A 13,639-nucleotide genomic window follows, 5' to 3' on the forward strand; every position below is an offset into this window, starting at 1 on the left:
GCGGAAAAAATTGATTTCAACACCTTTGCCATTCCATTCCCTCCCTATAATAAAAGTCTATTTAACTTAGACAACCCTATTTTATTGTATAAGTAGGAAAAATGCGTCAACCGATAGCGCTAATTTTCAAAATATTCAAAATAGGTTTTTCTACTCTTTTTTTATTGAAAATAAGTAGAATGTTATTAAAAAACGCAAAAAAGCGTATAAGAGATATATACACTCTTTTACGCTTCATTTAATTCTCCTCTTGAAAAAGCCTCTCTATTTCTTCCTTTGATAAATCTTTCCCGATTAAAATAATTTTAGGTGATTCATTCTCCTTAATTTTATGTACAGATAATTGCTTAGCTGCGTATTGAAATTCATATAAGTCATTTGACGTATCTAAATAAACAATCCCTTTTGCCCTAATTACTTTCGTTGCTAATGACTTTAACTTTTCTTCTAGCTGCTTGCGAGTAATTGGTTTAGCCCACTTCATTTTTATTGCTTCAATATGATGGTGATGATGGTGATGATGGTGATCTTGTTCACTCACCTCTACAACATGTACCCTTTTTTCTAACAATATTTCAAGTGGAATTTCTCCATGAGTCGTCTGATACATCGGAATATCTCGATTCATCTCAAGTAAGATTTTTCTCTCTACCTTTTTCAATTCTTTTTCAGATACTAAGTCAATTTTATTTATAATAAGTAAGGAAGCAGCTTCAATCTGTTCCTTAAGGAGTGCTCTAATTTCTTTAGAACTTGCAAAAAAGCTTTGATATTCTAAATAGTGACTTGCATCAACGATACTTATCATAGATTGTAGCTCAAACGTATCAATAAAATGAGGATCAAAAAGTATGTCTCGGATTTCTAACGGGTTTGCTACACCGGTTCCTTCAATTAGTAACACATCAATGGGCTCATTTTTTAATGATTGGAGCGTACCCTTTAAATCACCTTGGATCGTACAACATATACAGCCATTTAAAAGTTCAATCATCTTTTCTTCACTAAAGAGATGTTTCTCTACGTTTTCATCTCCTAGTTCATTTAATATAATGCCAGGCTGTTTATTCTCCTTTTTGAAGTGGTTAATCATGTGAAGTAAAACCGTTGTTTTTCCACTACCTAAAAATCCACTAATAACGTAGACAGGTATCTTTTTCATGACCTTCCTCCTTATTTTTCCCTCTATTATCGTTATTCCCATTTATCGCTTTCATACTCATTATTGTATACTTTATTATAACATAAAGCGTAACAATTACGATTTATGTTATATTTGAATAACCACTGAAATAAATAAATGGTGAGTATAATATGAAAAGACACGTTGAGGAAAATGCACCTTGCACTCCCACTTATTAACAGAATTATCTTCTTTTTGACGATACATAATAATGTTGTATCTTCTGAAAAAGGGGGCACAACAATGGGAAGAGAAGTTGAAGTTTTATGTGAAGTGAAAAACTGTCACTATTGGGGACAAGGAAACCTTTGTAATGCAGATGCCATTTATGTTGTATCACATAGAGGTACTGAAGCATCTGATTCGAAGGAAACGGATTGTAAAACATTTGAACCAAGCACTAGCATGTAAAAAAAGTAGCAGTTCCAGATTTACACTGGAACTGCTCTTAATTGGAGCTCGATTGAACGAATTTTTTACGAACTAACCATTTAATAAATATCCCATGTTTCGGGGAGAAGAAAAAGCATAAAACAAAAAGAATCCCTGCCATTGTTGCCATTGAACCTGAAATAGACACATTTAAAATAGATGCTGCGTAATACCCTAAACCTGCTGCTAAAACACCAAGTAAAGCACTTAGTAGTAACATAATACTTAGTCTATCTGTTAATAAATATGCACTTGCTCCAGGGGCTATTAACATAGCAACAACTAGTATAGCACCAACGCTATCAAAAGAAGCAACGGTTGTTATAGAAAGCATTCCCATCAGTACGTAATGAATAAACATAACCGGAATTCCAATCGCTGTTGCCATTTCAGGATCAAACGAGGTTATTTTTAATTCCTTATAGAAAATTACGATTAAAGTGAGGTTAATGAAAAGAACTATCCCTAACATCCAAACTGCTATTGGTCCTAAATCCACTCCACCTATTTCCCAAGTATTCCACGGTACGAAGGCAATCTCACCCATTAGAGCATGATCCACATCTAAATGAATTCTGCCAGCATAAAGAGAGATTAGTACTACTCCAAGTGCAAATAAGGAAGTAAAGACTACCCCTATTGCAGCATCTGATTGAACTCCTGAGGAATGGAGGAGCTGTACAAAAAATGCTGTTAACAAACCAACAATTATAGCACCAGCAAACATATAGATTCCTTCCATACTACTGCTAACCAAATACGCTGCTACGATTCCAAGTAAAACAGTGTGACTAATTGCATCTGCTAACATAGCCATCTTTCTTAAAATTAGAAAGCATCCAGTAATACCACAAGTAATACCGACGAGAGAACCAGTTACGATAATCCATGCTTCGTACGTCATGAATGTCCTGCCTCCCTTTTGCTTATCATTTGGTAGTTTCGTTCTTTACTATTTTTTAATTGATATAGTGATAAGGCAATCGGTTCTCTTCCGAATTCTTTGAGTAAATGTGTTAGCTGTTGTATTAATTCTTTTGGTTCGTTGAGCACATTATATCCACTTTCTCGCCAATTTAATTCTGGAAATTGACTTTCATTCATTAAATACATATCTAATAATCTTTCTTTTAACACAATTTCATGCGCTATAAATAACCCTTTTTCGGTTAAATAAATTTGATAGTTTTCGTCTATAGAAATTAATTTTTCCTTCATTAATCTTTTATAAATAAAAGGAGTGAATAAGGAGTTTTCACTCTCTTTAATATTAACAACACCTATACAATTGGAAGAAGCTAATGATTTTTCTGTCTCATTATATAAACTAGTTAGGATGTTTTCTAGTACAACTTGTTTTCTGACCATTAATAGTTTATATGCTTGGAATAGCACTCCTCTTTTTACACCAAATAATAAGGAAAACAAAAACATCATAGTTGCTGCTAGAATAATTAATGGCCCGGTAGGCATTCCTCTAGTTAGGGTACTAAGAAGGGTTCCTATTACTCCAGACACACCTCCAATGACTCCTGAAATAATAACCATATAATCTAGCCTTTCTGTCCAATACCTTGCAGAAATTGCCGGAGTAATTAACATCGCCGCCATTAGAACAACTCCAACTGCTTGAAGACCAATCACTACCGCACAGACAATTAAAGTCATTAATAAGCCATTTAGCCATTTAACAGGTAACCCAATTCCTTGTGCAAATTGTGCATCAAAAGTTATTAACTTTAATTCTTTGAATAATAGAATGGTAGTTGCTATAAGAATTATAGAAACAGTTGTTATAATGTTTACATCACTGCCTACAATTGAAGCTGCCTGCCCAAAAATGAAAGAATCTAAGCCTGCTTGATTCCCTTTACCTAGCTGTTGAATGTAAGTTAATAACGTAATTCCTAATCCGAAAAACACACTTAATACTAATCCAATCGCTGTATCTTCCTTAATTCTCGAGTGCTTAATTATCGCTTGAATACAATAAGTACCTATTAAACCAGATAAGGCGGCACCAATCATAAACCACGACATAGACTTAGCCCCATAAATAAGAAATGCAATACAAATACCAGGCAAAGCGGCATGGGCCATCGCATCTCCTAATAAGCTTTGCTTTCTTAGTAAAGCAAAACTACCTAAAACACCACTGGCGATACCTAACAAGGACGTACCAATTAATACCCATTGTACATTGGGATCTTGAAGCATTTGTAAGAGGAAATCCATATTTTCACCCCTACTGTTCGATTAGCGTATTATTTTGATCTAAAAACGCTAATCTCCCACCATATGTTTTTTGTAAATTTTCAATTGTAAAGACTTCATTAGTAGGTCCTAGTGCTACTTTACGTAAGTTTAGAAGTAATACCCAGTCAAAATATTCTTTAACAGTTTGTAAGTCATGATGTACGACTAGTACTGTTTTCCCTTGTTCTTTTAATTCATTTAAAATTGTAATGATTGCCTTCTCCGTTGCTGCATCTACCCCTACAAACGGTTCATCCATAAAATAGATGCTAGCATCTTGTGCTAACGCTCTAGCAAGAAACACTCTCTGTTGCTGACCTCCTGAAAGTTGGCTAATTTGACGTTTAGCATATTCTTTCATTCCAACTTTATCAAGGCATTCAAGAGCATAAGCAATGTCCTTTTTGTTTGGCCTCTTAAACCAACCGATATGCCCATATCTCCCCATTAATACTACATCTAAGGCATTTGTTGGGAAATCCCAATCAACAGAGCCTCTTTGCGGTACATAACCAATTAATTTTCTTTGACTTTTATATTGCCTATCGTATATAGTTACATGCCCTGTTGCTCTCGGAATTAATTCCAGTATTGCTTTTATTAAAGTAGATTTTCCGGCACCGTTTGGACCTATTATTCCAATTAGCTTTCCTTCAGGAATCGAAAAGCTTACTTCTTTTAAAACAGGTTTTCGATTATACGCAACAGTTAAATTTTCCACTTTTAATGGGTCCATAATATTTTTCTTCACATCCTTAACGTTAATGAAACAATTAAGAAGGATGGGCATTTGACATACAATTTCTCAAATACCCACTCCTCCCATATTATTTAAGTGCATCTACAATGGTTCTTATATTATGTTTAAACATTCCTATATACGTTCCTTCTTCTGTTCCAGCATCTCCCATTGCATCTGAGTATAGTTCTCCACCTATAACTACTTCATGGCCTCTGCTTTTTGCACCTTCCACAACAGATCTTATAGATTCATCGGATATACTACTTTCTACAAAAACTGCTTTTATATTGCGTGTTGTAATAACCTCGATTAATTCACGAACATCGTGCAAGCCATATTCAGCATCTGTACTTAATCCTTGTAAGCCCATTACTTCAATGCTATACGCACTACCGAAATATTGAAAAGCGTCATGAGCTGTAATTAATACTCTACTCTCTTCAGGGATCGATTTTATTTCTTCTATTGCCCATTCGTGTAAATCCGTTATTTCAGCTATATAGCTATCCGCATTTTTTTCATAAAACTCTTTATTATCGTTATCAAGCTTAATAAGCTCTTCTTTAATAGCTTCCACTACATGAATCCATAAGTTTATATCAAACCACACGTGAGGATCAGGCATACCAGCCTCTTCTTCATCCTCTAACAATAAATGTGCAGGTATCGTTTCCGCTACTGCAATAGTAGGTTTGTCTTTTTCCATATTTTTAAATATTTCTCCCATTTTTCCTTCTAAATTTAAACCATTATAAAAAATAATGTCAGCATTACTTAGTTTCGAAATATCACCTTGAGAAGCATTATATGCATGTGGGTCAATACCAGGGCCCATTAATGATTCAACTTTAACTTTTTCTCCTCCAACATTTTTAACAACATCTGCAATTTGTGCAATTGTAGTTGTTACGTGAATTTCATTTCTTTCCTCAGAGCTTGTGTTATTTGATGAGCAACCTACGAATAGTAACATGCAACCAACTACGGATATTACTAAAAACTTTTTAATAAGATTCATTTTCCCTAACTCCCCTTTTTTGTATTAGGATATAAAAGTTTCCTTAAGGCAAAAAATAATGTAAAAAAAGACATAAGCTAAAATTAATGTATGCAGTCTTTTTTATGTGGTGCAAACACTTATTTGATTATATGCATTTTTTTAGACTATATCACAAAAAGTTTCCCTAATACAAAAATTAAACCTTGAGCAAACTTTTGTCAATATATTTTTTTGAAAAGTTGATTTATTTTTTTACTTTTTAATATAGCTTTTATACAAAGAAAAAAAGCTAACATAGTGTTCAACTAGTTAGCTCCGTTTTGATGTAGTAGATCTTTTAATTTTCTTCTTTGTAATTTATTTGTCGCATTACGTGGTAATGTATCTACAAACATAATTCGTTTCGGTATTTTATATTTCGCAAGTCTATCGTATAAAAAGTTCATGATGTCTTCTTTCGTCGTTTTGGCACCTGACTTTAAAACGACAAAAGCGTTTGGAACTTCGCCCCATTTTTCATCTTCGACACCCGTAACACCCGAGTCTATAACATCAGGATGAGATTGAAGCACACTTTCAATTTCGGCTGGATATATATTTTCCCCACCTGATATGATTAAATCACTTCTTCTATCTAAGACATATAAAAAACCTTCATCATCTAGATAGCCAATATCTCCTGTATATAACCATCCATCTTCAAAACTAGCACGATGGAGATAACCTGTTGTCACATTAGGACCTTTTACTACAATTTCTCCAGGAGAATTTGGGCCCTGTTCGACGCCGTCTACAACAATTTTTAATTGACAAGGAAATAACGCTTTTCCACTAGAACCGACTTTGGATATTGCATCCGTTGCAGATAATGTAACAATTTGTGAGCATGTTTCCGTCATGCCATAAGTTTGAACGACTGGTATGTTTTTTTCATGACATCTTTCCAACATTGATAAAGGAACAGGACCGCCTCCAGCTAACATACATCGAAAGGACGTTGGATAGCTCTCTTCCCCTAATTCGTCAACTAATTTGGAAAGCATAGTCGTGACAACAGATATAATTGTCACTTTTTCCGACCGAATAGCTTTATTTACTTTTTTCGGATCAAATTTAGTATGTAAGACAACCTCCATTCCATAAATCACACCGCGCATCAAAATAGAAAGTCCACTTATATGAAATAATGGAACTGCAATTAGCCAACAATCATCTTCTCTTATCCCTAAATTTAAAGCGGATGCTGTCGCACTCCAATAATGATTACCGTAAGTCTGTTTTACCCCTTTTGGAAAACCGGTTGTTCCTGATGTATACATGATAGTATCTGTATCAGAAAGGTTAAATTCGTGTTGTATTGGAACCTCTTCATATTTCACAGTATTGTCAATGGTTGAAAAGGAGTATACAAAGGAATGATTCCAAGGTTCTTGTAATAGCGAACATTTCTCCTCATCCGTTATGATTATTTTCGAATCAGAATCCTTTACTTGATATGTTAACTCTTCAACTGTTAATCGAGTATTGTGTAAAACAGTAATACAGCCAATATTTTTTAAAGCAAAGATTAGTTCCATTAGATTTAAACTGTTTTCCATATAAATGGAGACATAATCTCCTTTTCGTATTCCAAATGATGCTATTTTATATGCTAATTCTTTACTGCGTGTAAATAGTTGCTCAAACGTTATGCTACTCGTTTCAGTCTTAATTGCCATTTTTGCAGGTGATATTTGGGCCCTTTTTTCTAGAAAATTGGGTAGTACCAATTCCATAAAAATCCCTTCCTTTCATACGGGGCAATTCATGAATGTAAGCATATACACTTGAAATAGCCCATTCAAACAAACTTTGTTTAGAATCCAGAAATAAAAGAAGGATACCTCTTAAACCCTTAAGTTTAAGAGACATCCTAACTTTTCCTTAATATTAAGGGAAACGTGGGAATTGTCCAAAGTCTGGTTTTCTCTTCTCTTTAAAGGCATCTCGACCTTCTTTTGCTTCGTCAGTCGTGTAGTAAAGAAGAGTAGCATCTCCAGCAAATTGCTGAATACCAGCTAAACCATCTGTGTCTGCATTGAATGCAGCTTTTAAGAAACGAAGAGCTGTTGGACTTTTCTCTAACATTTCTTCACACCATTTAACAGTTTCTGCTTCTAATTCCTCTAGAGGAACAACAGTATTTACTAAGCCCATATCTAACGCTTCTTGTGCGTTATATTGGCGGCATAAGTACCAAATCTCACGAGCTTTTTTATGACCTACGATGCGAGCTAAATATCCTGAACCGTAACCGGCATCAAAGCTACCAACTTTAGGTCCTGTTTGTCCAAAGACAGCATTATCAGCAGCAATCGTTAAGTCACAAACGATGTGGAGTACATGTCCCCCACCAATTGCATAACCAGCAACCATCGCAACAACTGGTTTAGGTGTTACCCGTATTAAACGTTGTAAATCAAGGACATTTAGACGAGGAATTTCATCTTCTCCAACATATCCACCATGTCCACGTACTTTTTGGTCGCCACCTGAACAGAATGCCTTGCCGCCTTCACCAGATAAAATAATTACACCAACATCTGCGTTGTCTCTAGCGCGAGAAAATGCATCAATTAGCTCATGTACTGTTTTCGGACGGAATGCGTTATGTACTTCTGGTCTGTTAATAGAGATCTTTGCAATTCCATTATATGTTTGATATAAAATATCTTCATACTCACGTTCTGTTACCCATTCAATTGCCATTACTCTTCCTCCTCTAACTTAATTTCGACAAAACTCACTTACTATTTTACCAAATTTTTCGGCTTGTTCCACATGAATTGCATGTCCTGCTTCTAAAAATTTATAAAAAGTTGCATTTGGTAACAAAGCATTCATTTCTTTCCCTATTTTTACGAACTTCTGGTCAAGTTCTCCTGTTAGGATTAAAACTGGAAGCGAAAGAAGGGGAAGGTGGTCCCATAAAGGTGGTTGGCAACCTGTGCCAATTCCACGCAAACTATTTGCGAGACCCTTTTCATTATTTTGCAATTTTTGCTTACGAATAGCTTCCCATTTTTCATCGTCTAAAAATTGTTTTTGAGATGCGAATAAAGGGATATTCATCCAGAAATCGACAAACGAATCTAACCCATTATTTTCAATTTTTAAAGCTAGTAATTCATCTTGTACTACTCTATCTTTTCTTTCTATCTCTGTTCGAAGTCCAGGAGACGCGCTTTCTAAAACAAGTTTATTAACTAAGTGTGGATAACGATTCGCGAAAGATAAAGCAATCCTGCCTCCCATAGAATACCCTACAACTGTTACCTTATTATACCCTAAAGACTCGATAATCTCCTTTAAATCCTCCAGTGTGTGTTCCATTGAATAACGGTGATGAGGAAGTGGAGACTCGCTTTTACCATGCCCTAGTAAATCTACTAGTATAAATGTAAATTTTGATTTATCGTTAAAATGATCAATTATTTTACTCCAATTACTATGTTGTCCAGTAAAACCGTGAAGAAATAGGAGATGTTTTGGCCCATTACCAATTGTTCGAACAAAATATTCGACATCTCTTATTTTCATCAAAATTCCTTCTTTCTTGACAGTTGGATTTCCCGGGAAACATTTTCCCACATTTTTCGATGAAGCTGCTCATTTTCCAATCGATTTGTCGAAACTTCAATAACGTTCAGTCCTTTAGTCGAAAAAGCGTGCTCCATTTTTTCGTGGAAATCCTGCCAATTTTCGACTTTGTCGTATTGACCATTGTAAAGAGCAACAGCATGTCCAAAAGGTAAATCGGTAGGGGTACCAAATAACGCTTCAAAATGCTTTTCCACTTTCGACTGAGGGAGGAAGGAAAATATCCCGCCACCGTTATTATTAATTAATACGATGGTAATATTTAAATTTAATAATTTTGCAGCGAGTAATCCATTCATATCATGATAGAAGGACAAATCACCAATGACTAAAACAGTATGTTCATGAACAGAGCTTGCTGCCAATGCAGAAGAAACAACGCCATCTATTCCGTTCGCTCCTCTGTTAGCAAGTAATTTTATACGTTTATTATTTGTGAAGAAGAAAGTATCTAAATCACGAATTGGCATACTATTACCAACAAATAAGCAAGAAGAAGCCGGTAAGATTTGCTGTAATTGTGAGATTACTTTTCCTTCAAATAGTGGAACATCATCTAAATGATTGGTTAACACCTTTTTTGTTGTTTCATTTATTAATAAAAATTTATTTAACCAATCAGCCTGCTCATTTACTACTGGTAATTTTGGCAAAATCGCCTCACAAAATAAAGCTTCGTCGCTATGAATGATATGGGTAGCTTGTAACGTTGGGTCCCGCCACGTACCATCTCCATCTACAATTAACTGTAAACAGTCAGTCTTTTTTATGTATAAGCTTAAAAACTTAGAAACAGGCATCGAACCGAAGCGAATAATCACTTCAGGCTTAAGTTCCTGTAGAGCATGTTCACCTCGTAAAAAAGCATCGTATCCTTCTACAATGACTTGTTTACGATGTACTCCACTTCTTAATTGAGAAAGTGGATCAGCTAAGATTGGGTATTGTAATTTTTCTGCAAGTGCTACAATTTGGGCACGCAGGTGCTCGTCATCTTTTATTTCACCACAAACAATAACACCTTTCTTGTTTTCGGACAGCAGTGTTGAAATTTTTATAGCTTCAGATTCCGTAATTGTTAATTTACCTAAATTATTTTCCATAATGGAGAGCACTTTTTCATGATGTCTTGTCCAAATATTTTCTAAACTTAAATCTGGTACAAGTGGCTCAGCTAAAGGGAAATTTAAATGTACTGGACCTGATGGTGCTGCAAGTGCTGTCCCGGTTGCTCTAGCTGCAACAGTCCTCACATACTGTAGTTTTCCCTTGTCTTCTGATGGTAGTGACATTTCTACAAACCACTTTGCGTAATCACCATAAAGTTTTATTTGATCAATTGCTTGCGGAGCACCAACGTCTCTCAGTTCATGCGGTCGGTCTGCTGTAATAACTACTAGCGGAATTCTCGAGTAATACGCTTCAACAATTGCTGGGTAGTAGTTAGTTGCAGCTGTACCTGAAGTACATAAAAGTGCAACTGCCTTTCCAGTTACTTTGGCAAGTCCTAATGCATAAAATGCTGCTGACCGTTCATCGATTAAAACTTTAATATTTAAATTGGGATGTTCAGCCATCATGATGGCTATAGGTGTTGAACGTGAACCTGGACTAATAACTACTTCGTTAACACCGCTTTTCACGAGCTCATCCACAAAGGCTCCAATATAATAAGTTAACTCACTCGTTGCTGTCATGATGACGGATGCCTCCTAAAGCCGATAGCATCGGTTTAAATTTAATTCTAGTTTCTTCATATTCACTCTCTGGATCAGAGTTTTCTACAATTCCACAACCTGCAAATAAGGAAGCTTCCTTCTCTTGTAGGAGAGCAGAACGTATGGCAACAGCAAACTCGCCATCACCCTTCAAATTCATCCAGCCGATTGGACCTGCATACCATCCACGGTCAAGCACTTCTACCTCTCTTATCGTTTCTAATGATATCTCTTTCGGGTAGCCACCAAGTGCAGGTGTTGGGTGAAGCCTTTCAATTAGTTGAAATATGGACACGTCATCCTTTAGCTCCCCTATCACAGATGTAAATAGATGTTGGATGTGCTTTAATTTATACAATTTAGGACGATCACCTGTTGTTACTTGTTGACATACTGCCTTAAGCGAGTTACTAATCATTTGTACGACAAAATCGTGCTCTTGTAGGTTTTTACTGTCTGATAGTAGCGTATCTCCTAAATTTTCATCCTCAGCTATTGTTTTTCCTCGTGCAATCGATCCAGCTAAACACATCGACTTTACTATCTCACTTTCTTTTTGAACCAATTGTTCTGGACTTGCCCCAATAAAGCAATTATCCTCGCGTTCAAATGCAAATACATAACAGCTTGGTTGTTCTTCTAGTAGAATACTTAGTACACTTTCAACATTTATTGAATCAAGAAATTTCGTCCTTAATTCTCTTGCAAGGACCACCTTATCCATATGACCAGCTACAATTCTTCGCTTCACTTCTTCTATAGATTGCTTCCACTCTATAGGATCCATTTCCAAAAAGGAAGAGAGTTCAGAAGAGCCGTAAGAATGCGTTCCATCCTTTAATAAGGCTTCCTCAAGCAAAAGAGTTTGATTTACCTTTTCCTTCGACGTATCTGTAAAAAAATTATACGTTAAAAATGCTTCATCGTCTTTTATGGTAAGCATAACGGTCGGTAATACAAATTCCGTATGCGCGAACTTTTCCCATAACGGTGTCCGCTCTCTCTTAGGGTCAAATGAAAACCCTCCAAACATATATGGTCCAATATGTGAATTCGGAGAATGACAAAAAGAATTAGCAACAATTTGCTTCCATCTTTTTTCGATTTCAAGATATCTTTCTTTTCCATTTTCATTTGAACTAAATTGCAACGTAATTCCTAAGCCCACAATCATTTCATTACGTGCTCTATTTGTCCAAAAAAAGCGTTGACCTTTAAAATTAGCACTTCCATTGTGGAAGAATTGTAGGGGATTAATTTCACTTATTTTCTTTGTATAACTATATAAAACTTCTTTGCTTCTATTTAATGAATCCCAGCCGTTCCAAAAATGTTTCCACTTGCTCTTCTGTAACGTAACCAATTTGCTCCCCCCAAAAACTTTAACCGTAAGACAAAAGTCTCTTAATCACTCCTTTTAAGATACACCTGTCATTACTTTTATGTCAATAAAATGAACCGCTTTCAACTTTTTTCTTCTATATAAATGTATGTTTTCCAAACGTTCCCTTTGTTTCTTCTACTTAATCGTTGACACTAATTAAACCTTTACTTAAACTTAAACTGTATTTATAATTTATACGTTATGCAAAAAAACATTCACCTCCATATTGGGGAAGGAGGAACAACAATGCAATCACAAACAATTCAAACTAATACACCAAATATGATGCAACCGAATAGGCGTTGGAGAGTATGGTGGAACTTAATGCGTCCACATACATTAACAGCTGCTTTTGTTCCGGTAACGATTGGTGCTGTTTTAGCAATGTACGATACTTCACTCCATTGGCCATTATATTTAGCTATGCTAATTGCAAGCTTACTCATTCAGGCTGCAACGAATATGTTTAATGAATATTATGATTTTAAAAGAGGATTAGATAACGAGAACTCTGTCGGTATTGGGGGAGCCATCGTTCGAGAAGGTATATCACCTAAAACGGTCATGACGATTGCTCTGACATTCTATGGTATAGCAGTACTTTTAGGTGTTTATATTTGTATGGAAACTACATGGTGGATTGCAGCAATTGGAACAGTTTGCATGATTGTAGGCTACCTATATACAGGTGGGCCTCTTCCAATAGCTTACACTCCATTTGGCGAAATTGTATCAGGCTTCTTTATGGGATTTGGAATTATTGCCATTTCCTACTTTATTCAAACGGGAACAGTAAGTACTACAGCAGTACTTGTTTCTATTCCAGCTTCCATATTAGTCGGTGCTATTTTACTTTCAAATAATATTCGTGATTTAGATGGAGATAAAGAAAACGGTCGTAAAACATTAGCAATTCTAGTTGGTCGAGACAATGCTATTAAGGTCCTTGCGGGAATGTTTATTATTTCTTTCGCCTTAATCGTATCCTTTGTTTTAATTGGTTTCATTTCATATTGGACATTATTAATTTTCTTATCTGTTCGAAAACCTATTACAGCCGTCACAGAATTCAAAAAAAATAACAGCAATGTGAGCATGATGCCAGCAATGGTAGCTACTGCAAAAACGAATACAATCTTTGGGTTTTTAGTATGTATTGGTTTATTAATTGGATATTTCGTATAATTTTTAAAGGACTGCCTGCAGTCTTTTTTATTTTTTACTCACATATTGCCAATCATTATTTCTTCCATTCCGTTCATAATACAAATAGATGGTGAAAATT

Annotated in this window: 12 protein-coding genes; 2 read left to right on the top strand and 10 right to left on the bottom strand. The window is 35.5% G+C overall.

The annotated features are described in order from the left end of the window. Window positions 1-238: 238 nt before the first annotated feature. On the bottom strand, window positions 239-1,162 hold the full coding sequence (locus BC6307_RS17600; RefSeq protein ID WP_066415583.1) for a CobW family GTP-binding protein: 924 nt from the start codon (window positions 1,160-1,162) through the stop codon (window positions 239-241). Window positions 1,163-1,426: 264 nt separating this feature from the next. Here BC6307_RS17600 and BC6307_RS17605 point away from each other — a divergent pair, with 264 nt between their 5' ends. Next, window positions 1,427-1,594, top strand: a complete 168-nt coding sequence (locus tag BC6307_RS17605; RefSeq protein ID WP_084380401.1) for a DUF1540 domain-containing protein — start codon at window positions 1,427-1,429, stop codon at window positions 1,592-1,594. 37 nt (window positions 1,595-1,631) lie between these two features. Here the strand turns inward: BC6307_RS17605 and BC6307_RS17610 are convergent, their stop codons facing one another. The 9 genes from BC6307_RS17610 to BC6307_RS17650 form a co-directional block, all read right to left on the bottom strand. Next, on the bottom strand, window positions 1,632-2,519 hold the full coding sequence (locus BC6307_RS17610) for a metal ABC transporter permease (RefSeq protein ID WP_066415585.1): 888 nt from the start codon (window positions 2,517-2,519) through the stop codon (window positions 1,632-1,634). Then, window positions 2,516-3,850: a metal ABC transporter permease gene (locus tag BC6307_RS17615; protein WP_066415587.1), complete on the bottom strand. Its 1,335-nt coding sequence runs from the start codon at window positions 3,848-3,850 to the stop codon at window positions 2,516-2,518. Before BC6307_RS17615 ends, BC6307_RS17610 begins: the two co-directional genes overlap by 4 nt. A 10-nt stretch (window positions 3,851-3,860) precedes the next feature. After that, window positions 3,861-4,607: a metal ABC transporter ATP-binding protein gene (locus tag BC6307_RS17620; protein ID WP_066415590.1), complete on the bottom strand. Its 747-nt coding sequence runs from the start codon at window positions 4,605-4,607 to the stop codon at window positions 3,861-3,863. A gap of 91 nt (window positions 4,608-4,698) precedes the next feature. Continuing rightward, window positions 4,699-5,631: a metal ABC transporter solute-binding protein, Zn/Mn family gene (locus tag BC6307_RS17625; protein WP_094366161.1), complete on the bottom strand. Its 933-nt coding sequence runs from the start codon at window positions 5,629-5,631 to the stop codon at window positions 4,699-4,701. A gap of 287 nt (window positions 5,632-5,918) precedes the next feature. Next, window positions 5,919-7,388 carry an o-succinylbenzoate--CoA ligase gene (locus BC6307_RS17630; protein WP_066415592.1) on the bottom strand — a complete coding sequence of 490 codons (1,470 nt, stop codon included), beginning with the start codon at window positions 7,386-7,388 and terminating at the stop codon, window positions 5,919-5,921. A gap of 154 nt (window positions 7,389-7,542) precedes the next feature. Then, the gene (gene menB, locus BC6307_RS17635; RefSeq protein ID WP_066415593.1) at window positions 7,543-8,361 is read right to left on the bottom strand and encodes a 1,4-dihydroxy-2-naphthoyl-CoA synthase; all 819 of its coding nucleotides are present in this window, start codon (window positions 8,359-8,361) and stop codon (window positions 7,543-7,545) included. Between the two features lie 18 nt (window positions 8,362-8,379). After that, complete coding sequence (menH, locus tag BC6307_RS17640; RefSeq protein WP_066415595.1) at window positions 8,380-9,192, bottom strand: 2-succinyl-6-hydroxy-2,4-cyclohexadiene-1-carboxylate synthase; 813 nt, start codon at window positions 9,190-9,192, stop codon at window positions 8,380-8,382. Then, entirely contained in the window at window positions 9,192-10,949 is a 1,758-nt protein-coding gene (gene menD, locus BC6307_RS17645; RefSeq protein ID WP_066415597.1) for a 2-succinyl-5-enolpyruvyl-6-hydroxy-3-cyclohexene-1-carboxylic-acid synthase, read from the bottom strand. The genes menH and menD overlap by 1 nt, the downstream gene beginning before the upstream one ends. Then, window positions 10,933-12,333, bottom strand: coding sequence for an isochorismate synthase (locus tag BC6307_RS17650; protein ID WP_066415599.1), 1,401 nt, complete (start codon window positions 12,331-12,333; stop codon window positions 10,933-10,935). The genes menD and BC6307_RS17650 overlap by 17 nt, the downstream gene beginning before the upstream one ends. 267 nt (window positions 12,334-12,600) lie before the next feature. On the opposite strand from BC6307_RS17650, the gene BC6307_RS17655 reads away from it, so the two are divergent. Then, window positions 12,601-13,539, top strand: a complete 939-nt coding sequence (locus BC6307_RS17655; protein WP_066415602.1) for a 1,4-dihydroxy-2-naphthoate polyprenyltransferase — start codon at window positions 12,601-12,603, stop codon at window positions 13,537-13,539. Window positions 13,540-13,639: the final 100 nt, after the last annotated feature.

The sequence above is a fragment of the Sutcliffiella cohnii genome, from assembly GCF_002250055.1.
Classification (GTDB): domain Bacteria; phylum Bacillota; class Bacilli; order Bacillales; family Bacillaceae_I; genus Sutcliffiella; species Sutcliffiella cohnii.

Bases quoted from the DNA above. Each gene is read 5' to 3' on its own strand.
- BC6307_RS17600 (WP_066415583.1), bottom strand. From the start codon at position 1,162: ATGAAAAAGATACCTGTCTACGTTATTAGTGGATTTTTAGGTAGTGGA.
- BC6307_RS17605 (WP_084380401.1), top strand. From the start codon at position 1,427: ATGGGAAGAGAAGTTGAAGTTTTATGTGAAGTGAAAAACTGTCACTAT.
- BC6307_RS17610 (WP_066415585.1), bottom strand. From the start codon at position 2,519: ATGACGTACGAAGCATGGATTATCGTAACTGGTTCTCTCGTCGGTATT.
- BC6307_RS17615 (WP_066415587.1), bottom strand. From the start codon at position 3,850: ATGGATTTCCTCTTACAAATGCTTCAAGATCCCAATGTACAATGGGTA.
- BC6307_RS17620 (WP_066415590.1), bottom strand. From the start codon at position 4,607: ATGGACCCATTAAAAGTGGAAAATTTAACTGTTGCGTATAATCGAAAA.
- BC6307_RS17625 (WP_094366161.1), bottom strand. From the start codon at position 5,631: ATGAATCTTATTAAAAAGTTTTTAGTAATATCCGTAGTTGGTTGCATG.
- BC6307_RS17630 (WP_066415592.1), bottom strand. From the start codon at position 7,388: ATGGAATTGGTACTACCCAATTTTCTAGAAAAAAGGGCCCAAATATCA.
- menB (WP_066415593.1), bottom strand. From the start codon at position 8,361: ATGGCAATTGAATGGGTAACAGAACGTGAGTATGAAGATATTTTATAT.
- menH (WP_066415595.1), bottom strand. From the start codon at position 9,192: ATGAAAATAAGAGATGTCGAATATTTTGTTCGAACAATTGGTAATGGG.
- menD (WP_066415597.1), bottom strand. From the start codon at position 10,949: ATGACAGCAACGAGTGAGTTAACTTATTATATTGGAGCCTTTGTGGAT.
- BC6307_RS17655 (WP_066415602.1), top strand. From the start codon at position 12,601: ATGCAATCACAAACAATTCAAACTAATACACCAAATATGATGCAACCG.